The following is a 24151-nucleotide window of genomic DNA, read 5'->3' on the forward strand; positions in this document are numbered from 1 at the left end:
GGATGATTAGACCACTACACGCTTATCTGTGAACGCGATGAGCAATGGCCGTATGTAGGTAACAAAAATAGTCGCCATTGGCTTTGGTATGCCTTTGATACCAAAAGAAAACGTGCTGTTGTTTACACCTTCGGCCCGCGCAACGATGAAACATGCCGTAAATTGCTAAGCCTGCTTGCCCCTTTCCAGATTGGCTTTATCACCAGTGATGGACTGGGGTAGCTACGCCAGAGAAGTCCCCTGCAAGATACATCTGACTGGAAAAATCTTCACGCAACGTATCGAGCGTAACAACCTGACGATCAGAACGCGCCGCAAGCAACTAGATCGTAAAACCATCTGCTTTTCTCGCTCTGTTGAGCTCCACGAGAAAGTCATCGGCCCTTCATCGACAAGGTGCTGGAGACCTCGTCGCACATCAACACCTCGGTCAACGAGGTCAGCAGGCAGATTGAGAACCTCAACCAGCAATCGAAAAGCATCGAATCCATCATCTCGACCATCAGCGGTATCGCGGATCAGACCAATCTGTTGGCACTCAATGCCGCCATCGAGGCGGCCCGGGCCGGTGAGCAGGGTCGTGGCTTTGCCGTAGTGGCGGATGAGGTACGCCAACTGGCTGCCAGAACCTCCAGCTCCACTGGCGAGATCATCTCGGTCATCAAGCTCAACTCGGACATCACCTCCAGGATCACCCAGACCGTCTCTGTGGTCTCTGACAAGGCCATGGCGGGCCAGGAGCAGGCCAGCATCATTGCCACCGTCATCAAGGAGATCATCGAAGATGCCAACTCCGTCTCCGCCACGGTCAAGGACTTGTCCATCTGATAAGGAATGGCGATGCAAGGCAACAAGCGGCGGGGATCTCGTCGCTTGTTCCATTCTGTAGAAGGTTGTCCGCAAGGTGACACAACCGTATGGCGGCGCAGATGGCCGTATTGATGTGGGCGGCAAGTGTGTGGCGAGCAAGGGGTGAGCAGGCGCTATGCCCTCGCCCATCCCCGGCGTTCGAGATAACCAGACCCGATACTCAGCCTTCCCCCTTCATGTAATGGCGAGCCGCTTCGTCAGCCTGCATCAGGGCGGCCTCCCACAATTCAGCGATCAGCAGCCCCTCCTCTCCCACCGCCGCCTCCTCCAGCGCTTCCAGCGACCTGGCATCGTCCAGCGTAAAGGGATTATGGGTCAACAGGGCCTGTGCCCTGGTCAATAACATCATGCTGTTCATCGGCATTCTCCCGGATAAAGCCTGGCCAAGGTGATGAGCGACACACGCCCTTTGACTGTGCTGACTCTAGTCCATCGATCAGCCTCCGGGATAGATCAGCTGTCGGCGATAACCGGCTCGCGCACTTTGCGCCGAGCAGGCAGCTGGCCCACGGCAATCCCCAGCAAGACGGCGCCACAGGCAAGCCATTGCAATGGCGTCAGAGTTTCACCGAGCAGCAGATAGGCCAGCAACAGGGTGAAAACTGGTATGAGGTTCACATAGGCCGCCGCCAGGGTCACCTTGACCTGGGTCACCGACCAGTTGTAGAACAGGTAGGCTCCTAGCGTCACAAAGGTGCCAAGAAAGACGATGACCGCCATGTCCTGCCAGGCCCAGGCGGTGGGCCAGGGTTCGCTGAAGGCGAAAGGGGCGAAAAAGAGGGTACCGACGAAAGCCTGTAACGCAGTCAGGGTCAGCACACCGTAGCGGCTGGAGAGCTTCTTGAAGACCACAGAATAGGTGGCGGCGCACAGCATGGCCGCCATCTCCAGGCTGTTGCCGAGCAAGGCGTTGGGGGCAAACTCGTCCACCCCGCCGCCCAGCCCCAGCAGGGCAATGCCGATGATGGCGATGGCAAAGCCCAGCAACTGGCGGCGACTGACCCGCTCCTTGAGCAGCACAAAGGCCACCAGGGCCACGATGAGCGGCAACAGGGCACAGACCATGCCCGCCTGACCGGCACTGGTGTAACGCAGGGCATTGACCTCCAGCAGGAAGTAAAGGCAGGGCTCCAGTCCCCCCATCAGGGTCAGCCAGCGCCAATCCCCTTTTTGATAGGTGAAATTGCCCAGATAGCGGTAGCAGAGCAGCCAGCAGAGCGCCGCCACACTCATGCGCATGAACAGCACCTGACCGAAACCCCAGATCCCCAGCACGTGCTTGAGGGCGATAAAGGAGCTGGACCAGAGCAGCATTGCCAGGGTCAGGGTAAAAATGGGTAAAGGGCGCACATTTCCTCCATGAAATTGGCCATTTGAATAATAACCATGCGGCCTTGCGGTTGTTTAAGGAGACCTAAAATCAGATAATACCGCCGCCTTCAAACCGGATAACCCATCTCCCATGACTGAGTACCTGCTTTTATTGGTCAGTACCGTGCTGATTAACAACTTCGTGCTGGTGAAGTTTCTCGGCCTGTGTCCCTTTATGGGCGTCTCCGGCAAGCTGGAGACCGCCGTCGGCATGGGGCTGGCGACCACCTTTGTGATGACGCTGGCCAGCGCCAGTTCCTATCTGATGGAACACTATATCCTGATCCCGCTGAACATCGCCTACCTGCGCACCCTTGCCTTCATTCTTGTGATCGCCGTCGTAGTGCAGTTCACCGAGATGGTTATCCGCAAGAGCAGCCCGACCCTCTATCGCCTGCTGGGCATCTTCCTGCCGCTCATCACCACCAACTGCGCCGTGCTGGGGGTGGCACTGCTGAGCATCAACGAGCGTCACAACTTCATTCAAAGCATCATCTACGGATTTGGCGCAGCCGCAGGCTTCTCGCTGGTACTGATACTGTTTGCCGCCATGCGTGAACGCCTGGTGGCGGCCGACGTTCCCACTCCGTTTCGCGGTGTGTCGATTGCCATGGTCACCGCCGGCCTGATGTCGCTGGCCTTTATGGGCTTTACCGGCCTTATCAAGATATAGCGCTATGACTCACATACTCTTTGCCGTTCTGGTACTGGCCCTGCTGGCCCTTGCCTTCGGAATCATTCTGGGCTTTGCCGCCGTCAAGTTTTACGTGGAAGCCGATCCCATCGTCGATCAGCTTGACGCCCTGTTGCCGCAGACCCAGTGCGGCCAGTGCGGTTACCCTGGCTGCAAACCTTATGCCGAGGCGCTGGCCAATGGCGATCAGATCAACAAGTGCGTGCCCGGTGGCGATGCCACCATGCGCAAGATAGCCGACCTGATGGGGGTCGACCCTCAACCGCTGGGCAGTGCCGAGGCCGCCATCCCGGTCAAGAAAGTCGCCTTCATCCATGAAGATCAATGCATCGGCTGCACCAAGTGCATCCAGGCCTGTCCGGTCGATGCCATCGTCGGTGCCACCAAGGCAATGCACACCGTCATCACAGACGAGTGCACCGGCTGCGATCTCTGTGTCGATCCCTGCCCGACCGACTGTATCGAAATGATCCCTGTGCCGACCACGGTCGACAACTGGAAGTGGGATCTGGCCAGCGTCGCCATTCCGGTCAAGATAGTGGAATAAACAGCGGAGTAACCATGCAGCATCTGCTCGAACGCATCAAAGCCGGCACTCTGTGGGATTTTCACGGCGGCATTCACCCTCCCGAGAACAAGCACCAATCCAGCCTGACACCCGTGGTGGACGCGGGTCTGCCGCCCCAGCTCATCATACCGGTGCGCCAGCACGCAGGGCCGGCCGGCGATCTGCTGGTACAGATCGGCGACAAGGTCAAGAAGGGTCAGCCACTGACCCGCTATGACAAGGGCCGCATAGTGCCCGTGCACGCCTCGACCTCGGGCACCATCACCACCATCGGCCACCATACTGTGGCGCACCCCTCGGGTCTCGATGATCTCTGCATTACCCTGACGCCGGATGGGGAGGATGCCTGGGGTGAGCACCAGGGCAAGCCAGACTACTGGAATCTGGATCGGGGCGAACTGCTTGAGCGCATCCAGCAGGCCGGCATTGCGGGTCTGGGCGGCGCCGTGTTCCCGACTCACAGCAAGCTGGACGGTCGCGGTCAGCTCACCGAGATCCTGATCGTCAACGGGCTGGAGTGCGAACCTTATATCAGCACAGATGATCGGCTGATGCAGGAGTATGCCGACGAGATCATGGATGGCATCCGGGTGCTCAAGCATCTGCTCAAACCCAAGTTGACCCTGATCGGGGTGGAAGACAACAAACCCGCCGCCATTGCCGAACTGACCCGCCACGCCACCGATGAGGACGTGCTGGTCAAGACGGTGCCGACCAAGTACCCCTCGGGCGGTGCCAAGCAGACCATAGAGCTGCTTACCGGCCGTCAGGTGCCCAAAGGTGGGCGGGCGGTGGACATGGGCATCATGGTGCTCAACGTGGCAACCGTGTTCGCCATCAAGCGCGCCATCATCGACGGCGAGCCGCTCATCTCCCGCATCGTCACCCTGACTGGTGACGCCTTCAAGAAGCCAGGCAATGCTTGGGTACTGCTGGGCACACCAGTACGCTGGCTGTTGCAGCGTTTTGAGCTGCAACCCGAGGCGGACCAGAGGGTCATCATGGGGGGCCCCATGATGGGCTTCACCCTGCCCCACGCCATGGTCCCCGTGGTCAAGGCCACCAACTGCCTGCTCTCCCCGACCCGTGCCGAGCTGCCGCCCCCCGGTCCCGAACAAGCCTGCATCCGTTGCAGCGCCTGCGCCGATGCCTGCCCGGCCAATTTGCTGCCCCAGGAACTCTACTGGTACAGCCGCGCCAAGGAGTACGACAAGGCCGAAGGGCTCAACCTGTTCGACTGTATCGAGTGCGGCGCTTGCGCATGGGTCTGCCCGAGTGAGATCCCCCTGGTGCAGTACTACAAGATTGCCAAGGATGATATTCGCGAGGCCCGTGCCGAGGCCGAAAAAGCCGAGCGTGCCAAGCAGCGTTTCGAGGCCAAGCAGGCCCGCTTCGAGCGGGAAAAAGCGGCCCGAGAAGCCCGCCATGCCGAAGCTGCGGCCCAGCGCCGCCAGGCCATGACGGCCAGTGGAGGGGAAGATCCCGTCGCTGCCGCCCTCGCCCGCATCAAAGCAAAGCAGGAAGTCACGGCCAGCGCTGTTGGCGAGCAGCCAGACAACAGCGCCATGATTGCCGCCCGCGAGGCGCGCAAGCAGGAGGCCCTCGCTCGGCGCGCAGCCGCCAACAGCGGTGAACCTGCTGACGTTGCCGCCGTCGTTGCGCCAACGCCAGAGGCGCAGGATCCGAAAAAGGCCGCTATCGCAGCAGCCCTTGCTCGTGCCAAGGCCAAAAAAGCAGCTCAAGCGGCGGATGAAGACGTCGCCAAACCCGAGGCTATGGCTAACGAGGCCCAGCCGCTCAGCGAACCCGCAGCTGCCGAGGTTGACCCCAAGAAAGCAGCCATTGCTGCTGCCATCGCACGGGCCAAAGCCAAGAAGGCCGCGCAAGCTGCGGATGAAAACGTCGCCGAGCCTGAGGCTATCGCTAGCGAGGCCGAGCCGGTCAGCGAACCCCCACTGGCGACTGTCGAGGTCGACCCCAAGAAAGCAGCCATTGCCGCCGCCATTGCACGCGCCAAAGCAAAAAAAGCAGCGCAAGCGGCGGATGAAAACGTCGCCGAGCCTGAGGCGACGGCTAGCGAGGCCCAGCCGGTAAGCGAATCCGCACCGGCGACTGCCGAGGTCGACCCCAAGAAAGCAGCCATTGCCGCCGCCATCGCCCGTGCCAAGGCCAAGAAGCTGGCAGCAGAGGCTGCCGCACAAGGCCTGACCACCCAAGCACAGTCACCTTCTCCATCGCCAGACAAGAGCCACTGATCCATGTTCAATATCGCGAGTGCGCCGTTTGCTCATAACCGCAAACAGACCCAAACCCTGATGTTGCTGGTGATCCTGGCTTGCCTGCCCGGCCTGCTGGCCCAGACCTGGTTCTTTGGCTGGGGTTCCTTCATCCAGATCCTGCTGGCGCTGGTGACGGCACTGGGGGCCGAGGCGCTGGTGCTCCGCTTGCGCCGCCGTCCCATCAAGCCCGCCCTGATGGATGGCAGTGCCGCCCTGACCGCCGTGCTGATTGGCCTCTCTTTGCCCCCCCTGCTGCCCTGGTGGATGCTGGTACTGGGCACCGCCTTTGCCATCATCATTGCCAAGCACCTTTATGGCGGCCTGGGCCAGAACCTGTTCAACCCGGCCATGGTGGCCTATGTGTTGCTGTTGGTCTCCTTCCCCGTGCAAATGACCAGCTGGTTGCCGCCAGACACCATTCGCGCCTATGACATCGGCTTTGGCGATGCAGCGTCCGTCATCTTTACCGGCTTCAGCCTGGATGGCTACAGCATGGCGCAGCTCAAGCAGGGGGTGGATGGCCTCACCATGGCTACGCCACTCGATACCCTGAAGACAGGGCTGAATCAGGGGCTCACCACGGGTGAAGTGATGAGCCACGCCGTATTCGAGGGCTGGGGCGGCATCGGCTGGAGCTGGGTCAACCTGGGTTACCTGCTGGGCGGCCTGTTCCTGCTGCAGCAAAAAGTGATCAACTGGCGTATTCCGGGTGCCATCCTGGGCTCCTTGTTGCTGGCCGCAACCCTGGGTTATCTGATGACGCCGGATGCCACCGCCACCCCCATGTTCCATCTGTTCAGCGGGGCCACCATGCTGGGGGCCTTCTTCATCGCTACCGATCCGGTCAGCGCCAGCACCACGCCCCGTGGCCGTCTGGTATATGGCGTACTGATTGGCGTGCTGGTCTACCTTATCCGTCGCTTTGGCGGTTACCCTGATGCCTTCGCCTTCGCCGTGCTGCTGGCCAACTTGTGTGTTCCGCTGATCGACAGCCTGACACGTCCCAAGGTCTATGGAGCACGTCGTAAATGAGTAACATCATGCGGATAACCCACCTCTGTGTGACCACACGGAACGACAGCCTGACACGCCTCAGGGGATATGGAGCACGTCGCAAATGATCCCGGCGCAAACCTCACTCTCAGGAAGTATCCAATGTTAAAGAGCATGCGCAAAAACGGCGTCACGCTAGCCCTGTTTGCCCTGGCCTGCACCGCCGTTGTGGTGCTGACCAACGAGCTGACCCGCGACAGGATCGCCCATCAGCAGCAGCTGGAAAAGCTGCGCACTCTCTCCGCCCTGTTGCCGGAGGGAAGCTATGACAACGACCTGGTGGCCAGTTGCAAGCTGGTACAGAGCAAAACCTATCTGGGCAGCGATCAGGCCATGCCGCTCTACACTGCAACCCTGAAAGGCGAGACCACGGGTTATGCGCTGGAAACCGTGGCACCCGACGGCTACAGTGGGGCCATTCGCCTCATCGTCGGTACCGATGCCAAGGGCAGCGTCAGTGCTGTGCGGGTGCTGGCCCACAACGAGACGCCGGGCCTGGGTGACAAGATAGAGCTGAAGAAATCGAGCTGGATAGACACTTTTGTCGGCAAGTTCCTCAGCCGCGACAACGAGGCAAGCTGGGCGGTGAAAAAAGATGGTGGCGAATTCGATGCTTTCACTGGCGCCACCATCACCCCCCGCGCCGTGGTCAAGGCAGTGAAAAACCTGCTGCTGCTGGAGCAAACGCACCCTGAGTTGCTGCGTGATGCCCCTCCGTGCGACCCCACGCCATAAGCCTGGGCCCACACATATGAAACAGACTGATGTGCTATGCATATCCATGTGCCATCTCAGCCGGAGCCGATAAATGGAACACTCTCATACACTGGATGACCAGACCCCGATCAGTGAGGGCAAGGGCCGTCGTGAAGAGCTCAAGGAGCTGATGCTGCAAGGGCTGTGGAAGAACAACCCCTCCCTGGTGCAGGTGTTGGGGCTCTGCCCTACCCTGGCAGTTTCCTCCACCTTTACCAATGCGCTCGGACTGGGATTGGCCACCATGGCGGTGCTGGTGAGCTCCAACCTGGCCATCTCTCTGGTGCGCAACCTGGTGCCCAAGGACATTCGCATTCCCATCTACGTGATGATCATCGCCGCCCTGGTCACCAGCGTGCAGCTGCTGATGAATGCCTATACCTATGGCCTCTATCAGGCGCTCGGTATCTTCATCGCCCTGATTGTCACCAACTGCGTCATCATAGGCCGGGCCGAAGCCTATGCCTCCAAGAATCCGCCCCTGCTGGCGGCATTGGACGGTTTCATGATGGGGCTGGGCTTTACCCTGGTGCTGCTGGTGCTGGGTGGCCTGCGGGAGATCATCGGCATGGGGACCTTGTTTGACGGCGCCGAATTGCTGCTGGGTGACTGGGCCAAGTCCCTGCGCATCGAGCTGTTTCATGCCGATGCCAGCCTGCTGCTGGCGATCCTGCCGCCGGGGGGCTTTATCGGGCTAGGCCTGATGATCGCCGGCAAGAATGCCATCAATGACTGGCGTGATCGCAAGCAAGCCGCCCCCCTTGCCGATAGCAGTGTGTCTGTGGCGGGTGTGCACGCCACCCAGCTCTGATCTGAGACGTGAGAAACCATGAACAACCAGAAACGCAGGCAGATCCTGGAGCGACTGCGGGACAACAATCCCCATCCCACCACAGAGCTCAACTTCACCTCGCCCTTCGAGCTCTTGATTGCCGTGTTGCTGTCAGCCCAGGCCACCGACGTAAGCGTCAACAAGGCCACCGACAAGCTCTATCCGGTGGCCAATACCCCGGCCGCCATGCTGGCGCTCGGGGTGGATGGGCTGAAACAGTACATCAAGACCATAGGCCTGTTTAACACCAAGGCCGAAAACGTCATCAAGACGTGCGCCATCTTGCTGGAACGCCATGGCGGCGAGGTGCCGGAGAACCGCGAGGCGCTGGAAGCGCTGCCCGGTGTGGGTCGCAAGACCGCCAACGTGGTGCTCAATACCGCCTTTGGCTGGCCCACCATCGCCGTCGATACCCACATCTTTCGGGTGTCGAATCGCACCGGCTTCGCGGTGGGCAAAAACGTTGATCAGGTGGAAGAGAAACTGCTGAAAGTGGTGCCTGCCGAGTTCAAGCTGGATGTGCACCACTGGTTGATCCTGCACGGCCGTTACACCTGTCTGGCTCGCAAACCGCGCTGCGGCTCCTGTATCATTGAAGACTTGTGTGAATACAAAGAAAAAGTCTATCCACAGGAATAAGGCAGCATGCAGGCTGTACGCTATAGCCCGCAAACTTCTGCTGCGATTCCTGTATCATCCAAGACTTGTGTGAGTACAAAAATCTACCCGGAGAACTGAGCAATGAGAATTCTGCATACCATGCTGCGTGTTGGCGATCTGCAACGCTCCATCGACTTCTACACCCGAGTGCTGGGTATGAAACTCTTGCGCAAGAGCGAAAACAGCGAATACAAGTACACCCTGGCCTTCGTTGGCTACGGTGACGAGAAAGACGAAGCCGTCATCGAGCTCACCTACAACTGGGGGGTCAGCGAGTACGAACTGGGCTCGGCCTACGGCCACATTGCGCTGGAAGCGGACGACATCTATGCCACCTGCGATGCCCTGCGTGCCGCCGGTGCCAAGATCACCCGCGAGCCAGGTCCAGTGAAGGGCGGTACCACTGTCATCGCCTTCGTGGAAGATCCGGACGGTTACAAGATTGAACTGATCGCCAAGAAAGATGCAGGCAGCGGCCTGGGTGACAGCTTCTGAGGCAATGCCTCAGGCAACGCCCAATAAAAAAGAGCGCTGCGGCGCTCTTTTTTCATGTCTGTGTGCAGGTTATCAGATGGTGCCATTGCGGCCCATATTGATCACCACCCGCCGGTTCTTGGCGCGACCATCCTCGGTTTCGTTGGAGGTGGCGTGGCGCTTCTCGCCGTGCCCTTCCACCGAGATCTTGCCCGGATCGATCCCCAGATCCACGAATACCTTCTTGATGGCATCGGCCCGCTTCTCGGAGAGTTTCTGGTTGGGCCAGCGGCCGCCATAGCTGTCGCTGTAAGCGTTGATCACCACCACATCTATGCTCTTGTCGACCTTCACATACTCGCCGATCATCGCCAGTCGCCGTCGGGAGGCCAGTGACAGCTGATCGCTGTTCTTGTCATAGGAGAGCACGCTGAAGGCGATGTCATTGAAGCTATAGGGCAGCAATCCACTCAGGCAATCCACAAAGGCCTGGTACTTGACCCGAAAGTTGACAGAGGAGAGGGAGACCCGCACCGGCCGGTTCTGACGGTACCAGTCACGATACTGGAAGGTTGGCATGCGGCCACCCTCCAGCTCATCGAGCATGGTCCAGGCAGTCTGTCCCTCCACCAAACCATCAAACTGCTGGTAAAAGCGCAACTGGCTCACTTCCCGCCCGGCAACACCGGGACGCCAGAGTGGCGGCATGATCCCCAGACTCACCGTCTGGGTCTGGGCTTGCTGTCGCAGCCCCTTGAGTTCGAAATCCAGATTGATCTTGCGACCGGCACGGCTGACGAAAGCGCCCGTCCCCCAGTTGGGAATAGGGTGTTCGAGGCGGCACTCCACTTGCGTATCCGAGGTCAAACGCCAGACGGATTGATCCAGGCCGGCACCAAACTCGGTAACCCCCGCCTGTAATTGCATACTCACTGATATGCTGACCAACCCGACTATCCAAGCGTTCAAGTGCCTGCCCTCCACACGATCTCACGTTAGGTATCGGCAGGGGCAGGGCAAGCTTTAGGGCAAAGCACTCAGTGGGGGGCAGGACGATCCATCAGCTTGAAGCTGGCAATGCGACCCGCCAGCTCGCGAGCCAGCAGATCCAGCTCGGCGCTGTTTTGCTGCAAGGTTTCAGAGTGCAGGCGATGAGCTTCATACACTTCGCGTATGGTCATCACATTGTGCTGGATATCGTCAGTGACGTAGCGCTGCTCCTCCGTCGCGGTGGCCACCTGGGCAGTCATGTCACTCACCTTGCGTACCTCGCTCACTATGTCGCTCAGCTCGCTCCCCGCCCGCTTGGCTTCGGTCACGCTCAAGCCCGCCTGTTCAGTGCCCAGATGCATGGCCGTGACCGCCTGATCCGCGCCCTGGCGCAATCGGGACAACATCCGATCTATGTCCTCTGCCGCCTGTTGGGTGCGAGAGGCCAGCGCCCTCACCTCTTCCGCCACCACGGCAAAACCACGACCAGATTCACCGGCCCGGGCAGCCTCTATGGCTGCATTGAGGGCAAGCAGATTGGTGCGATCCGAGATCTGCTTGATGAGATTAAGCGCCTCGCCGACCGACTCTGTATCCTGATACAGGCTATCCACCAGTTGCTGGGTGTTGGCCAGGGTGCCCGCCACCAGCTGGATGGCGTCTATGGTCTGATCCACCTCCTTGTCGCCCTGACGGGCACGTCCGATAGCCTGCTGGGTCGCCAGCGACGTCTGGGTTGCATTGCGCGCAATCTCGGCCACCGTCGAAGCCATCTCGGTGGCTGCCGTCGCCACCAGGTCCACCTGACCGAAACCTTTGACGACGCCAGCATTCACCTCGGCGATCACGCCTGCCGAGGTGGCTGCGCTGCGGGCCAGCACCTCGCAGGAGCGACGTACCGCCAGCAACAGCCCCTCAAGGTGCGCGAGGAAATGGTTCAGATCCTGCGCCAGGGCGCCCAGTTCATCACCGGACCGCCAGTTGACCCGCACCGTCAGATCATTTTCCTGTACCAGCCGTTTGAAGGTCTGGTGCAACGCCATAAAACCCAGGTGCAGATCTCGCACCACCCGCCAGCAGACGAAGGTGGTCAACGCAACGCACAACAGCACGCCGAGCGCCGCCCACCAGAAGTCGCTGGCACTCTTTGCTCGCATCTGCTCGACCCGCTCGAACAACTGCTGATAAAGGCGATCTTCGCTCTCCTTGAGCAGACCTATCTTGTCGGTACTCAAGGCAAACCAGGCTTCGGCATCGACCCCGAAACCGCCTGAGGTGGCTTTGTCCAGCGCCAGTTGCTCCATTGCGGCGACCTTGGCTACCACGGGAGAGGTCAGACTGTCGGCCAGCAGTTGACGTTGTGACGGGCTCGCCACCGCCTGGAAACGCTCGAGATAGGTATTCTGGGCCGCCAGCAGGGAGATGAATTGCTGCAACAGCGCAGGGGTAAAGTGGTCACGGCCGAACACATTGCTCAGGGTTGCCCGCTCCAGCCCCATTCGTTCCTTGCTCTGCAAGAAGGCAGCGTAGGCATTGGTCTGCAGCGCTATGGTGGCATCCTGACTGTTGAGACTGACCTGGTCCACCACGGCCAGCAGCTGGCTGATAAGACGGCTGTAAAAGCCAACCTGCTCGGCCACTTCAACCCCCAGCGCGCCGACCCGCTCACGCATGGCGGTGAGCCCGGTCAGCGCCTGTTGCACCTCTCCCAACGCCAGCAAGGCGGGATCCTCGTGAAAACGGACCAGCAGGGTATCGACCAGCTTGCGCTGGGCAGGCAGAGCGTCGCGAAACTTGTTGCCACCAGAGCCAAGGAAACCTGCCGACATGCCGCGCTCCTTTTGCAGCTCGTGGGCCAGTTGCGCCGCCTCCCGCACCACATAGAGTGCCGCTTGTGCCTGGCTCATCTCCTGTTCGACCTGATAACGCTCATACACGTATCGGCCAGAAAAAAACAGCAAGGCCAGCAGTGGCAGGCAGACCACCAGCAACATCTTGTGTGCCAATCCCAGCTTGTTCATCCCCTCTCCCCATTCCATTGTTGAAGTGGTCAATTATAAGCACGAGTGCCGAGAATAGAATCTGACGTCCGTCTCATGGCTGCTGATGAGGGACAAAGGCTGGCTTTTTTGCCATAATGCCGCCTCATTTCACGCCGACCGAGATACCATGACCGACGCTGTACACACTCTCAAGGGCCGTTTTCGTGGCTTTTACCCCGTCGTCATCGATGTTGAAACCGCCGGGTTCAATGCCAGGACAGACGCCTTGCTGGAGATAGCCGCCTATACCCTCAAGATGGATGAGGATGGCTGGCTCGCTCCCGATCAGGTCTTTCATTTTCACGTCGAGCCGTTCGAAGGCGCCAACCTGGAAAAGGCGGCGCTGGAGTTCACCGGCATAGACCCCTTCAATCCGCTGCGCGGCGCCGTCAGCGAGAAAGAGGCGCTGACCGAGATTTTCAAGGGCATTCGCAAAGGGATGAAGGAGAGCGACTGCAACCGCGCCATCATAGTGGCCCACAACGCCACCTTCGATCATGGCTTCGTCATGGCTGCTGCCGAGCGGGCCGGCCTCAAGCGCAATCCGTTCCATCCGTTTGCCACCTTCGATACTGCCGCCCTCTCCGGCCTGGCCCTGGGTCAGACAGTGCTAGCCAAGGCGTGCCAGAGCGCTCGCATCCCGTTTGACAATAAAGAGGCGCACTCGGCCCTCTATGACACAGAACGCACCACAGAGCTGTTCTGTCATATTGTCAACCGCTGGAAGAGCCTGGGTGGCTGGCCGCCGGCCCACCCGGATGATGCCCCCGTCGATGACGCGAACGAACAAGCGGGATAAGCAACGAGCAAGAAGGCTGCCATGGCAGCCTTCTTCTATTGGGATACGGCATCAAAGTGGTTTGACCAGAATGGCAGACAGACCCGGACAGCACAGTTTTCAACCGCTCGGCTCCCCTCGCCCATCCCAACCCTTCAGGGATGCGTCTCACAGGCCATTTGCCTGATTTTTTACTCGACATTTGTCGTGATTTTCGCAAACTAACTGCCTTTCAAAAGACAGACAACCAATAACCATTAAAAGGAAGTCACATGAACCCTGTTGTTGTCGCGGTCTCGCTGATGCTGGTGCTCAGCCTGCTGCGGATCAATGTGGTGGTCTCGCTCTCCATCAGCGCCATCGTAGGTGGCCTGCTGGGTGGCCTATCCCTGGCCGACACCCTCAGCACCTTCAGTGGTGGCCTGGGCGGTGGCGCAGAGATCGCTCTCTCCTATGCCATGCTGGGGGCCTTTGCGGTCGCTATCTCCCGCTCCGGGATCACCGACCTGCTGGCCCGCAAGGTGATCAACCAGCTGGGGCAAGATGGCAGCAGCTCCCGCATCCTCTGGGTCAAGACACTGCTGCTCGGCGCCGTTCTTTGCGTATCCGTCGCCTCCCAGAACCTGATCCCGGTCCACATCGCCTTTATTCCCATCCTGATCCCGCCGCTGCTGCACGTCATGGCCAAGATGAATATCGACCGCCGTCAGGTGGCCTGCGTCATCACCTTCGGCCTGACCGCGACCTATATGCTGCTGCCGGTGGGCTTTGGTGGCATCTTCCTCAACAACATACTGGCCAAGAACCTGATCGACAACGGGGTGCCGGTCGAGCTTGGCCAGCTGCCGATGGCCATGGCAATCCCTGTGCTGGGGATGTTCGTTGGCCTGCTGGTCGCCGTGTTCATCACCTACCGCAAACCGCGCCAGTATGACATGGACAAGATCCTGGCCGCCGAGCCCGAATCCGTCGAACTCAATCTCAACCACATCTGGGTTGCCCTGCTGGCCATCGCCGTCGCCCTCGGGCTACAGCTGATGACCAACAGCATAGTGCTGGGAGCATTGGCGGGCTTTGTCATCTTCACCTGTGGCGGTGTCATCAAGTTTCGCGAGAGCCAGGACGCCTTCACCCAGGGCGTGCGCATGATGTCTCTCATCGGCTTCATCATGATCTCAGCCGCTGGCTTCGCCGCCGTGATGAAGGCGACCCACGGGGTGGAGAGCCTGGTGCAATCCGTCTCTGCGGTGATCGGGGATCAAAAAGGCCTCGCCGCCTTCCTGATGCTGCTGGTTGGTCTCTTGATCACCATGGGGATAGGCTCCTCCTTCTCCACTGTGCCCATCATAGCCACCATCTATGTGCCGCTCTGTATCCACCTCGGCTTCTCCCCCATGGCGACCATAGCCCTGGTTGGCGCCGCCGGTGCGCTGGGAGATGCAAGTTCACCCGCCTCGGATTCGACCCTGGGCCCCACGTCGGGTCTCAATGCCGATGGTCAGCACGACCATATCTGGGACAGCGTGGTACCGACTTTTATTCACTACAATATCCCGCTCATCCTCTTTGGCTGGGTGGCGGCCATGGTGCTCTAGCGCTCGGACAAGCAGCAGACACACAAAAGGCGACCTCGGGGTCGCCTTTTCATTGATAAAGGAGTGGTATCAACATGGTACGGAGCAACAGTGACATTGTGGGGAAAGCGATAATGGCGCTAGCCCAACACCACCTCCTGCATAATGGCCCGATTGATAAAATAGCGATGACAGAACAGTAAAAAATCCTGTAAAGGAAGAGGCTTAGAGTAAAAATACCCTTGAATTTCGTCTACCCCGATGTTCAATACTGCATTGAGTTCATTACTATTTTCCACTCCTTCTGCCACCACCCGCACCCCGAGTTGATGCGAGAGCGTAGTAATGGCTTCTACAAACAGCGCCTGACGCGTATCACTGTCGATGGCAGTAATGAAGGATCTATCGATCTTAAGTTTGTCGAAGTAAAGCTCGCGCAAATATGAGAAAGATGACCAACCGGTCCCGAAGTCATCGAGAGCCACCCGCACCCCGATCTGGCGCAAGGAGTGGATTATCTGCTTGCTCAGCTCGATATCGTCCAGCGCTATGGTTTCGGTCAGTTCTACGATCAACTGCTGTAACCCCAGCGGTCCCTCGCTAGTCTTCGCTTCCACATTTGCAGCCAGTCCCATGTTGAACATAGAGCTGGAAAGATTGACCGATATTTCAAGTGGTTCTATCAGATCGCTCGGGAAAATAGCCAGATCGTGTTGCAAACGCATGAAAATCCACACACCTAGATCCTCACCCAATCCGTTTTCTTCCGCTAGTGAGATGATGTCAAGTGGAGGGATAAAGCCATATTCCGGATGACGCCAGCGGATCAACGCCTCCGCACCTAGCCTTACAGCGCCTTGCCCGCGGACAATCGGCTGATAGTAGAGACTGAGCTGCTGACAATCGATACAACAGATGAGCGCACGAAGCTCGGCCGACAATCTACGGTTACGCAGATAGTGTTGATACATGCTGCTGGAGAAAACGACATACCGATGCAAGCGCCGCCGTTTGGCGCTGTCGAGTGCGATATCGGCAAATAGCAGCATCTCCTCCGGTGTATTGACAGGCCTGGCATATTGACTGACGCCCATGAACACTCGCACCCTATGCGCAGGATCTGCCGCAAATGCCAGCTCAGCAAGCTCAGCAAGCTCACTACGCAACTGTTCCAAAAACGGGAAACGCAGGTAAGTAGGCATAACACCAGAAATAACGATGGCAAACTCGTCGCTACCGGTTCGAGCAACAAAGATCCCGGCGGTCAACGCATCATGGATCCGCTCGGCCAGCTGCTTGAGCAAGGCATCGCCGATCTCATAACCCAGACTGTCATTTACCTCCCTAAAATGCCCCAGATCCACCACGCAAACAGTGATACTGCGTCCCCCACCTCGATGGGCTGCACGCTGCTTGAGATGTTTAAGATGTTTGATAAGCGCAGCCCCGTTGGGCAGACCCGTCATTGTGTCATTCCAAGCCAGAAAGTGCTGATGACGCACCTCGCGAAACAGCACCAGTAGCATCACCATGGTCGCCAGCATCAAAAAAGCTAGGATGGCAAAATTCTGAGTTCTTGAATCGTTGAGTAACTCTCGCTGGGCAATGGCCGAGGGGCCGGTGAAATTTTTCACCATGACATCACGGATAGCCACCAAATCTCGGTTCAATTCATCAGAGAAATGGGCGAGTGGACTCGAGTCATGCCCTCCACTTATTACATCCTGCTCATACTGCTCGAACAAGGTCATGATCTTGCCAGCCGCCTTGCCAGCCCCGAAGCGTTCCCTGACAGACCTGGCCTCCTCCCCATGCAGAAAGACGTCGAGCCGGTTCCAGGCAATATCAAAACGCTTGTTCATCTCCTCCTGGCTGACGGCGCCGGCACGATAGAGCAACAGTGCTTCGTCAAACGCGTGGATCTCCAGCTCCAGTTGCGCCAAGGCCCAAGCTGAAAGTTGTGTGTAGCGAGTCACTGCATTAAAAGCGCGGTCATAGTTCCAGACTGACCAGATAGCGACGCCCAAAAATGTCGTCACCATGAGGATCAGGCTAAGAAACTTGCCGCGCAGCATGTTATTTGATCTCGAGTGCCGTCAGTTGCCACACCATGCGGCTGTGATAGACCTCTTTGTTGAGCTCGGGGTACTCAGAGAGGGGATAAATGATCCAGAGCGGCCCCTTGTTGCGCAAGGTCAACACCTTGCCATCCTGTTTCTCGGCCAGCAGCACCGGGTACAGTTGCCCATCTTCTAGAGGTACCGATGCCCAGTAATCATTGATGGCAACCGCCTTGACCTCCAGGCTCTTGAGACCGTATATCCTGACAAGATCTCGCAGCAGCACTCCCCGATAGGTATGGTGACCCTCGGTCCAGGGGGTATGTGTTTTGACCTCTGTCTGCGGCAAGGCCTCAAATTCGGCACGGGTCAGCACCACCTCCCCTTTGCCATCACAACAGCCATCCCCCTTAATCTTCAGGAACGCGTCATCTGCCAGAGCCATTGCTGACACAAGATACCCGCATAGCAGAAGCCCCCGACCAAACCATCCACCCATAATGAACCTCCATGTAATACTGTTCGTTTTATTAATCTCACTCTGCCCATTTACATACAAACAATAGGGTATGAATTCAGACCAAAGTCGTAGCTATCTGGGTTCACTCAAGAAATCACTTGCTCCAAGTAGATCCCGAATGACTCCAGAAGCATGGCATCGACGCTCCCCATGCAGCAACCGCACCGGTGAATTTAAATGCTCTTGTGACTCTCATCTCTTTTCTGTGCCGCCGATGAATAGCGACTGAGGATAGGCCGCGATGCCCGACCCCAAATGGCAGGCACAAAAAAGGCCGCTCGATGAGCGGCCTTTTTATCAATGCAATCAGGACTTAGCTGTCACGGCGCTTGTTGCCACCGAACTTGCGATCCTTGTTGAAGCCACCTTCACGGCGCTCCCCGCTCTTGTTGAAAGGACGATCGCTGCGGGGCGGACGGGGGGCAGTGTTGCTGCCAGCCGGCACCTCTGTGTAGCGGGTGATCATCAGCGGACGCTGGCAAACACGGGCTTTCTTGATCACTTCCAGCACATCGGCGGTCATGCCCTTGGGCAGGTCGACGGTGGAGAAGTCATCGGCGATATCGATGTTGCCGATGAAACGGCTCTCGATGTTCGCTTCGTTGGCAATAGCGCCCACGATCTGGCCCGGCTTGACACCGTGATGGGCACCCACGTCTACGCGATAGCGCTCCATCTCGACATCCGGGTTGTCTTTCAACGGACGCGGCTCGAGGGACGGCATGCGACGGGCAGGACGATCACCACGGTCAGCAAAATCACTGCCACCGTCACGGCGTTCGAAATCACGACCACCACGATCATTGCTGCTGAACTGCGGCTCAGGGATGGAGTCATCCAGCAGCAGCGGTTGATCACCTTGTACCAGCTTGGCCAGGGCGGCAGCCAGTTCCAGCGGATCGGCAGAATCTTCTTCGATCAGCTCGTTCACCAGGTTCAGATAGAGCTCAAGCTCTTCGCCCATCATGGTTTCCCGGATGCGCTCTTTGAACTTGGTCATACGGTGCTGGTTGATGTCCTCGGTACTCGGCATCTTCATCGGCTCGATGGCCTGACGAGTGGCGTGCTCGATGGCGCGCAGCATACGACGCTCGCGGGGAGCAACAAACAGGATGGCCTCACCCTTGCGACCGGCACGACCGGTACGGCCGATACGGTGCACGTAGGATTCGGTATCGTAAGGAATGTCGTAGTTCACCACGTGGGTGATACGCTCGACGTCCAGACCACGGGCGACTACGTCGGTGGCGATCAGGATGTCCAGTTGGCCTTGACGCAGCTTGTCAACGGTACGCTCACGCAGCTTCTGCGGGATGTCACCGTGCAGCGCTTCACAAGCATGGCCACGAGCGGCCAGTTTGCCAGCCAGCTCTTCGGCAGCGTTCTTGGTACGCACGAAGACCAGTACGGCTTCGTACGGCTCGACTTCCAGCAGACGGGTCATGGCGTCCAGCTTGTGCAGACCGGTTACCTGCCAGTAGCGCTGACGGATGGTCGGTGCAGTGGAGGTCTTGGAGACGATTTTGATCTCTTTGGGCTGCTTCAGGTGCTTCTGGGCAACACGGCGGATCTGGTCCGGCATGGTGGCAGAGAAGAGAGCAACCTGACGGGTGCTCGGGCACTGTTCCATGATCCAGTCCACGTCATCGATGAAGCCCATGCGCAGCATTTCATCAGCTTCGTCCAGCACCAGGGCTTTCAGACCGGAAAGATCCAAGTTCTTGCGACGGATCAGGTCCATCACACGGCCCGGAGTACCCACGACAACCTGGGCACCGCGACGCAGGGCGCGGGTCTGGGTTTCGTAAGAAGAGCCACCGTAGATGGGCAGGACGTGGAAGTCAGGCATGTGCTTGGCGTAACGTTGGCACGCCTCGGCAACTTGCAGGGCCAGTTCACGAGTCGGAGCCAGCACCAAAACCTGGGTGTTGCGGTTACCAGCTTCCAGACGAGACAACAGAGGCAAGGCAAAAGCAGCGGTCTTCCCTGTACCGGTTTGCGCCTGCCCCAGCAGATCGTGTCCCGCCATGAGGTGGGGAATTGCTGCGGCCTGGATCGGTGACGGGCGCTCATAGCCCACGTCTTGCAGCGCTTTCAATACAGGCGCGGCCAGTCCAAGCTCACTAAAAAGGGGCAGTTGTTCGGTATCAGACATAGATTCTTCCAGATTAAGGCAGGCGGCTAAGCACCGCGGAATAGCAAAAAGGCGGCGATTATAGCGCCACTTTGTTCTGCTGTCTTGAAAAATGTGATAAGCCTCTCAAGACGTTGGCAATTATAGAGGGATCTCGCGACTATGGCTTGCTTATTTTGCACTACTGGTGCGTTATTGCCGGTCACTCCCCGCTGGAGTCCTTGTCCCGCTTGTGTTTGAGCACCGCCATGGTCAATCGACTGGTGCACAATAAACGCCCACGCTCATCCCGAATTTCAATCTGCCACACCTGGGTCGTTGCGCCCAGATGCAGGGGCGAGCAACGCCCTGTGACCACCCCTTCCCGCTTGGCGCGCAGATGGTTGGCGTTCACCTCCAGCCCCACACAGTAGCTGTCCGGCCCGACCGCCATATTGGCAGCCAGCGACCCGAGCGTCTCCGCCAGCACCACTGAGGCGCCGCCGTGCAACATGCCAAGGGGCTGATGGGTTCTGTGGTCCACCGGCATGGTTGCTTCGAGCCAGTCGGGGCCAACATCCGTGTAGATGATATCGAGGTGGGCCATCAGGGTGTTGCGCGACGAGGCATTGAGCCCTTCCAGACTCATGGGCTTGCGCCAGATGGGGGCAGTATCGTGGCTCATGGGGGTAGTGACTCCTCTAATGTGAGAAACAGGTTGAAACAATCGGCAGGAAGCAAAAATGGGGCCCGGCAGCACAGCGGCAAAGCCCCATGGAGATAATCGCATTACCAGGGATAGGTGACGCCAGGCCACTCACTCCAAGGCGTATCACGCCCAGGCAGGCGCGGCGCAGACCAGCGCCATGTCTTGCCAAGCCAGGCGCGCAGCTCGGTTTCCAGCTTGGCATCGGTCAGCGGCGCGTCGGCCACCTTCCAAAAGAAGAGCTCCACTTCCACCTCCGGCAATACCGAGGGGTAGAGATAGACGCCGCCCCAGAACTGCAACTCCCGATCCGGGCTCCACAGGCCATAGGAAAAGGAGCGCTTGGCCAGAAACTCTGCCTGCTGCCACTCCAGATCTCCCTCATGCTGGCTCAGGCTGAACTGGTCAGAGGGCCAGACATCCTGGGGGCGAAACAGTTGATGAAGCTGCTCCCGTTCACGCTGCATGGCCACAAACTCCACCACGGCCTGGGCCGGGGTGGCTGGCAACAGCAGGAAGTGCGGGTGCCGATAGGCTTGCGGCACCCGAAACCGCTTGGGAAAAGTCAGCATCAGAGCAGTTCCAGCAACGCCTGCAGCGGATGCTTGAGTTTCTCCCCCTCCATCCGCTTGACCTGACTGCGACACGAATAGCCAGTAGCCAGACAGCGATCTTTGGGCAACCTCGACAGGGGCTCTGCCCAGCTGAGACCATAGATCCCCTTGGAGTTCTCCACCTGTTTTGCATCGTGGCCATAGGTACCGGCCATGCCGCAGCAGCCCACAGAGACAGGCTGCAAACGAGCACCGAAGCGGCTGAACAGGGTCCCCCAGTCACCGTGAGTCGAGGGCTTGGCCGTCTTCTCGGTGCAGTGGGCAAGCAAATACCAGGGCTCAGCCTCTCCTTTTTCATCGACATCCGCGGTGGGCTTGGCAAGGGGCAGGGTGTCGGCCGGAAGAGAAAGCAGCCACTCCTGGGGCAACAACACCTGAAAATCGCCACGGGCCGCGCCAAGGGCCTTGGCATATTCGTCGCGATAACAGAGCACCAGAGAGGGATCGACGCCCACCATGGGGATGCCGAGCGCCGCTATCTTGTTGAGGAACTGGGCGCTGTTGGCCGCGGTGCGGGCGAAGGCGCGCAGGAACCCCTTCACGTGCTGGGGCTTGCCGTTGGGCTTGAATGGCAGCAGATAGGGTTGCAGCCCAAGCTTGCTGGCAAGTTTCACCAGATCGCGTACCACGGGGGCGTCGTAATAACTGGTGAAGGGATCCTGCACGATCAGCACCACTCTGGCACGCTGCTCGGCATTCATGGCCTCAAGGCCCGGCAGGTCGAAATAGCGCGCCTTGTTGTCGCGCAGGGATTCGGCCAGGGTCGGTACCGAGAGCAAGGGCACGTCCACCATGCCTATGCTCTTCTCGGTCGCCTTCTGGGCCCACTCTTTTTCCAGGAAAAAGTTGACCAGTTTCGGCGCCTTGGCCAGCAGCGGTGCATAACTCTCCACTGTGCCGACGAAGTAATCCTTGGGGCCCCGCAGATAGCGACTGTGGTAGAGCTGCATGAAACGGGCACGGAAAGTGGGCACATCCACCTTGATGGGGCACTGGCTGGTACAGGCTTTACACGCCAGACACCCCTCCATCGCCTCCATCACCTCGTGGGAGAAATCATACTGGCCACGGGCGCGGGCCAGGGTGTTGCGAAACTTGTCGACGATCGCCTTGAAGCGCAGGCCACCCGATTGCAGCGCCACTTCTTCGGCCAGGGGATCGAAGCCCTGCTCCGCCAACTGGCGCAGCCATTCGCGCATCAAGCCGGCACGCCCCTTGGGAGAGTGACGTCTGTCTTTGCTGATCTTGACCGAAGGACACATGGGGGAGTCGGTCTCGAAGGTGAAACAGAGGCCATTGCCGTTGCAATCCATGGCGCGGGTATAGCTTTCCCGCACTGCGATGGGGATCTGGCGGTCGAACTTGCCGCGCTTGGGCCCGTCTACCGACACAAGCGAAGCTCCACTGCCATAAGGCATACAAATCTTGCCCGGGTTGATGCGGTTGTCGGGGTCAAAGGCGCCCTTGACCCGCTGCAACTCCTCCCACAACTCGCCGAAGAAGGCGGGGCTGTATTCGGAGCGAAAACCCTTGCCGTGCTCCCCCCACATCAAGCCGCCATATTTGGCGGTGAGCGCCACCACCTGATCCGAGATGCGGCGCAGCAGCACCTCCTGCTCGGGGTCACACAAGTCCAGCGCGGGACGCACGTGCAATACCCCCGCATCGACGTGGCCGAACATGCCGTAGTCGAGGCCGTGGCCGTCGAGCAGGGCACGAAACTCCATGATGAAATCGGCGAGCGACTCAGGGGGAACGGCCGTGTCTTCGGTGAAGGCCACCGGTTTTTTACGCCCTTCGGCGTTGCCAAGCAGCCCCACCGACTTCTTGCGCATGGCGTAGATGGTTTCGATGCTCGGCAGGTGACTGCACACCTGATAGCCGATGACACCCGCCTCCCCTTGCGCCAGCAGCCCATCGATGCGCCGGCACAATTCAGCCACCTTGGCCTGATGTTCTTGCTCGTCGGTGTCGGCAAACTCGACGATATTGAGCCCTTGCAGATCCTTGCCGGGCACGTCCTCAATGAACGCCTTGACCGAATGCCAGATGATGTCGGCACGGGCCAGTCCCAGCACGCGGGAATCCACCGTCTCCACCGACAGGGCCTGCGCCTGCACCATAAAGGGGGCATTGCGCAGGGCCGAGGGGAAGCTGTCGTACTTGACGTTGACCAGGGTCCGGTAACGCGGGATGGGTGTGATATTGAGCCTGGCTTCGGTGATGAACCCCAGGGAGCCTTCCGAGCCGCACAATACCCGGCTCACATCCAGAGTGTCGGTGTCGGGGGCATAGAGGTGCTTGAGATCGTAACCGGTCAGAAAACGGTTGAGCTTGGGGAAAGTGGCTTCGATGTCGGCGCGGCGCTCGCGGCCGATGCGATACAGGGTGCGGTAGATCTCCCCTTCCCGACTCTCGAGGGCCAGCTTGTCTTCAAGACGGGAGCCATTGACCGGCTCTGTGACCATGATGTCACCGTTTTCCAGCACGGCTTTCAAGCCCAGCACGTGATCCGAGGTTTTGCCGTAGACGAGCGACCCCTGCCCGGAGGCATCGGTGTTGACCATGCCGCCCAGAGTGGCGCGATTGGAAGTGGAGAGATCCGGCGAGAAGAAATAACCGTGAGGTTTCAAGTAGGCGTTGAGCTGATCCTTGACCACCCCGGCCTGAGCGCGCACCCAGCCCTCTTCCAGATTAATTTCCATGACCTGGTTCATATGGCGGGAGAGATCGACGATAATGCCGCCGCCCAGGGATTGGCCATTGGTGCCGGTACCGCCGCCGCGGGGGAAGAAACTCAAGGCTGCGTACTCGGGCCCCCGTGCCAACTTGAGCATCACTGCAATGTCATCCGCACTGCGCGGATAGAGCACCGCCTGAGGTACGACCTGATAGACGCTGTTATCCGTCGCCATCGCCAACCGGCTTGCATAAGACTTTTCGATATCACCACGAAATGCTGATCGCGCCAGCAACTTAAGAAACTGCAGGGTTGTAGGTGACAAACTGTCCTGGTAATCGAGTCTCGGGATCATGAATCCTTGTTCCCATCCTTTGCTTGATGCCGGTACTCCGGCGACAAAGACTGCCCTGGCTGCCTCTTTGCGGGTATCAGGGCCAGTCTGCTCACATGTGAGCGGGCAGTATATCAGCTAGAAAACCGCTTGCGCTTGGCAATATTCACCATTTGAAAGGAG

The 24151-nt window shown here is 58.9% G+C and carries 20 protein-coding genes and 2 pseudogenes; 12 read left to right on the forward strand and 10 right to left on the reverse strand.

Annotation, left to right across the window (positions count from 1 at the left end):
• Positions 1-6: 6 nt before the first annotated feature.
• Positions 7-382, forward strand: a pseudogene (locus AXW79_RS23180) (IS1 family transposase); the annotation flags it as partial.
• Between the two features lie 83 nt (positions 383-465).
• Positions 466-828 (forward strand): annotated as a pseudogene (locus AXW79_RS06780) (methyl-accepting chemotaxis protein); the annotation flags it as partial.
• Between the two features lie 202 nt (positions 829-1030).
• On the opposite strand, the gene AXW79_RS06785 reads toward AXW79_RS06780, so the two are convergent.
• The gene (locus tag AXW79_RS06785; RefSeq protein ID WP_005310661.1) at positions 1031-1228 is read right to left on the reverse strand and encodes a hypothetical protein; all 198 of its coding nucleotides are present in this window, start codon (positions 1226-1228) and stop codon (positions 1031-1033) included.
• 95 nt (positions 1229-1323) lie between these two features.
• Positions 1324-2220, reverse strand: a complete 897-nt coding sequence (locus AXW79_RS06790) for a DMT family transporter (protein WP_005310659.1) — start codon at positions 2218-2220, stop codon at positions 1324-1326.
• 112 nt (positions 2221-2332) lie between these two features.
• On the opposite strand from AXW79_RS06790, the gene rsxA reads away from it, so the two are divergent.
• From rsxA to gloA, 8 genes are all read left to right on the forward strand, one after another.
• Entirely contained in the window at positions 2333-2914 is a 582-nt protein-coding gene (gene rsxA / locus AXW79_RS06795) for an electron transport complex subunit RsxA (RefSeq protein WP_005310657.1), read from the forward strand.
• 4 nt (positions 2915-2918) lie between these two features.
• Positions 2919-3482: an electron transport complex subunit RsxB gene (gene rsxB, locus AXW79_RS06800; protein WP_005310655.1), complete on the forward strand. Its 564-nt coding sequence runs from the start codon at positions 2919-2921 to the stop codon at positions 3480-3482.
• 14 nt (positions 3483-3496) lie between these two features.
• On the forward strand, positions 3497-5758 hold the full coding sequence (rsxC, locus tag AXW79_RS06805) for an electron transport complex subunit RsxC (RefSeq protein ID WP_005310652.1): 2262 nt from the start codon (positions 3497-3499) through the stop codon (positions 5756-5758).
• A 3-nt stretch (positions 5759-5761) separates the two neighbouring features.
• Positions 5762-6814 carry an electron transport complex subunit RsxD gene (rsxD, locus tag AXW79_RS06810; protein ID WP_005310650.1) on the forward strand — a complete coding sequence of 351 codons (1053 nt, stop codon included), beginning with the start codon at positions 5762-5764 and terminating at the stop codon, positions 6812-6814.
• A 123-nt stretch (positions 6815-6937) separates the two neighbouring features.
• Positions 6938-7570 carry an electron transport complex subunit RsxG gene (gene rsxG, locus AXW79_RS06815; protein WP_005310649.1) on the forward strand — a complete coding sequence of 211 codons (633 nt, stop codon included), beginning with the start codon at positions 6938-6940 and terminating at the stop codon, positions 7568-7570.
• 73 nt (positions 7571-7643) lie between these two features.
• Entirely contained in the window at positions 7644-8402 is a 759-nt protein-coding gene (locus AXW79_RS06820; RefSeq protein WP_005310647.1) for an electron transport complex subunit E, read from the forward strand.
• Between the two features lie 18 nt (positions 8403-8420).
• A complete protein-coding gene (gene nth / locus AXW79_RS06825; protein ID WP_005310645.1) occupies positions 8421-9062 on the forward strand; it encodes an endonuclease III in 642 nt (213 codons plus the stop codon).
• Positions 9063-9164: 102 nt separating this feature from the next.
• Entirely contained in the window at positions 9165-9578 is a 414-nt protein-coding gene (gloA, locus tag AXW79_RS06830; RefSeq protein WP_005310643.1) for a lactoylglutathione lyase, read from the forward strand.
• 72 nt (positions 9579-9650) lie between these two features.
• Here the strand turns inward: gloA and AXW79_RS06835 are convergent, their stop codons facing one another.
• Positions 9651-10526 (reverse strand): flagellar protein MotY, encoded by an 876-nt coding sequence (locus AXW79_RS06835; RefSeq protein WP_011898827.1) that lies wholly within the window; start codon positions 10524-10526, stop codon positions 9651-9653.
• Positions 10527-10594: 68 nt separating this feature from the next.
• Complete coding sequence (locus AXW79_RS06840; RefSeq protein ID WP_005310639.1) at positions 10595-12568, reverse strand: methyl-accepting chemotaxis protein; 1974 nt, start codon at positions 12566-12568, stop codon at positions 10595-10597.
• Between the two features lie 148 nt (positions 12569-12716).
• Between AXW79_RS06840 and rnt the strand changes: the two genes are divergently transcribed.
• On the forward strand, positions 12717-13388 hold the full coding sequence (gene rnt / locus AXW79_RS06845; RefSeq protein WP_005310637.1) for a ribonuclease T: 672 nt from the start codon (positions 12717-12719) through the stop codon (positions 13386-13388).
• 251 nt (positions 13389-13639) lie between these two features.
• Complete coding sequence (locus tag AXW79_RS06850) at positions 13640-14962, forward strand: Na+/H+ antiporter family protein (RefSeq protein ID WP_005310633.1); 1323 nt, start codon at positions 13640-13642, stop codon at positions 14960-14962.
• Between the two features lie 119 nt (positions 14963-15081).
• Here the strand turns inward: AXW79_RS06850 and AXW79_RS06855 are convergent, their stop codons facing one another.
• The 6 genes from AXW79_RS06855 to ydiJ form a co-directional block, all read right to left on the reverse strand.
• Positions 15082-17016, reverse strand: a complete 1935-nt coding sequence (locus AXW79_RS06855) for a putative bifunctional diguanylate cyclase/phosphodiesterase (protein ID WP_005310631.1) — start codon at positions 17014-17016, stop codon at positions 15082-15084.
• A 1-nt stretch (position 17017) separates the two neighbouring features.
• Positions 17018-17500, reverse strand: coding sequence for a molybdopterin-binding oxidoreductase (locus tag AXW79_RS06860; RefSeq protein ID WP_011898829.1), 483 nt, complete (start codon positions 17498-17500; stop codon positions 17018-17020).
• 334 nt (positions 17501-17834) lie between these two features.
• Positions 17835-19676: a DEAD/DEAH box helicase gene (locus AXW79_RS06865; RefSeq protein ID WP_005310627.1), complete on the reverse strand. Its 1842-nt coding sequence runs from the start codon at positions 19674-19676 to the stop codon at positions 17835-17837.
• 181 nt (positions 19677-19857) lie between these two features.
• Positions 19858-20319, reverse strand: coding sequence for a hotdog fold thioesterase (locus tag AXW79_RS06870; RefSeq protein ID WP_005310625.1), 462 nt, complete (start codon positions 20317-20319; stop codon positions 19858-19860).
• Positions 20320-20423: 104 nt separating this feature from the next.
• Positions 20424-20912: a hypothetical protein gene (locus AXW79_RS06875; RefSeq protein WP_005310623.1), complete on the reverse strand. Its 489-nt coding sequence runs from the start codon at positions 20910-20912 to the stop codon at positions 20424-20426.
• Entirely contained in the window at positions 20912-23989 is a 3078-nt protein-coding gene (ydiJ, locus tag AXW79_RS06880) for a D-2-hydroxyglutarate dehydrogenase YdiJ (protein WP_005310621.1), read from the reverse strand. The genes AXW79_RS06875 and ydiJ overlap by 1 nt, the downstream gene beginning before the upstream one ends.
• Positions 23990-24151 lie beyond the last annotated feature (162 nt).

The sequence above is a fragment of the Aeromonas salmonicida subsp. salmonicida genome, assembly GCF_001643305.1.
In the GTDB taxonomy this organism is placed as follows: domain Bacteria; phylum Pseudomonadota; class Gammaproteobacteria; order Enterobacterales; family Aeromonadaceae; genus Aeromonas; species Aeromonas salmonicida.

Excerpts from the sequence above, each read along its gene's own strand:
- AXW79_RS06785 (WP_005310661.1), bottom strand. The coding sequence starts at position 1,228 with ATGAACAGCATGATGTTATTGACCAGGGCACAGGCCCTGTTGACCCAT.
- rsxA (WP_005310657.1), top strand. The coding sequence starts at position 2,333 with ATGACTGAGTACCTGCTTTTATTGGTCAGTACCGTGCTGATTAACAAC.
- rsxB (WP_005310655.1), top strand. The coding sequence starts at position 2,919 with ATGACTCACATACTCTTTGCCGTTCTGGTACTGGCCCTGCTGGCCCTT.
- rsxC (WP_005310652.1), top strand. The coding sequence starts at position 3,497 with ATGCAGCATCTGCTCGAACGCATCAAAGCCGGCACTCTGTGGGATTTT.
- rsxD (WP_005310650.1), top strand. The coding sequence starts at position 5,762 with ATGTTCAATATCGCGAGTGCGCCGTTTGCTCATAACCGCAAACAGACC.
- rsxG (WP_005310649.1), top strand. The coding sequence starts at position 6,938 with ATGTTAAAGAGCATGCGCAAAAACGGCGTCACGCTAGCCCTGTTTGCC.
- AXW79_RS06820 (WP_005310647.1), top strand. The coding sequence starts at position 7,644 with ATGGAACACTCTCATACACTGGATGACCAGACCCCGATCAGTGAGGGC.
- nth (WP_005310645.1), top strand. The coding sequence starts at position 8,421 with ATGAACAACCAGAAACGCAGGCAGATCCTGGAGCGACTGCGGGACAAC.
- gloA (WP_005310643.1), top strand. The coding sequence starts at position 9,165 with ATGAGAATTCTGCATACCATGCTGCGTGTTGGCGATCTGCAACGCTCC.
- AXW79_RS06840 (WP_005310639.1), bottom strand. The coding sequence starts at position 12,568 with ATGAACAAGCTGGGATTGGCACACAAGATGTTGCTGGTGGTCTGCCTG.
- rnt (WP_005310637.1), top strand. The coding sequence starts at position 12,717 with ATGACCGACGCTGTACACACTCTCAAGGGCCGTTTTCGTGGCTTTTAC.
- AXW79_RS06850 (WP_005310633.1), top strand. The coding sequence starts at position 13,640 with ATGAACCCTGTTGTTGTCGCGGTCTCGCTGATGCTGGTGCTCAGCCTG.
- AXW79_RS06855 (WP_005310631.1), bottom strand. The coding sequence starts at position 17,016 with ATGCTGCGCGGCAAGTTTCTTAGCCTGATCCTCATGGTGACGACATTT.
- AXW79_RS06860 (WP_011898829.1), bottom strand. The coding sequence starts at position 17,500 with ATGGGTGGATGGTTTGGTCGGGGGCTTCTGCTATGCGGGTATCTTGTG.
- AXW79_RS06865 (WP_005310627.1), bottom strand. The coding sequence starts at position 19,676 with ATGTCTGATACCGAACAACTGCCCCTTTTTAGTGAGCTTGGACTGGCC.
- AXW79_RS06870 (WP_005310625.1), bottom strand. The coding sequence starts at position 20,319 with ATGAGCCACGATACTGCCCCCATCTGGCGCAAGCCCATGAGTCTGGAA.
- AXW79_RS06875 (WP_005310623.1), bottom strand. The coding sequence starts at position 20,912 with ATGCTGACTTTTCCCAAGCGGTTTCGGGTGCCGCAAGCCTATCGGCAC.
- ydiJ (WP_005310621.1), bottom strand. The coding sequence starts at position 23,989 with ATGATCCCGAGACTCGATTACCAGGACAGTTTGTCACCTACAACCCTG.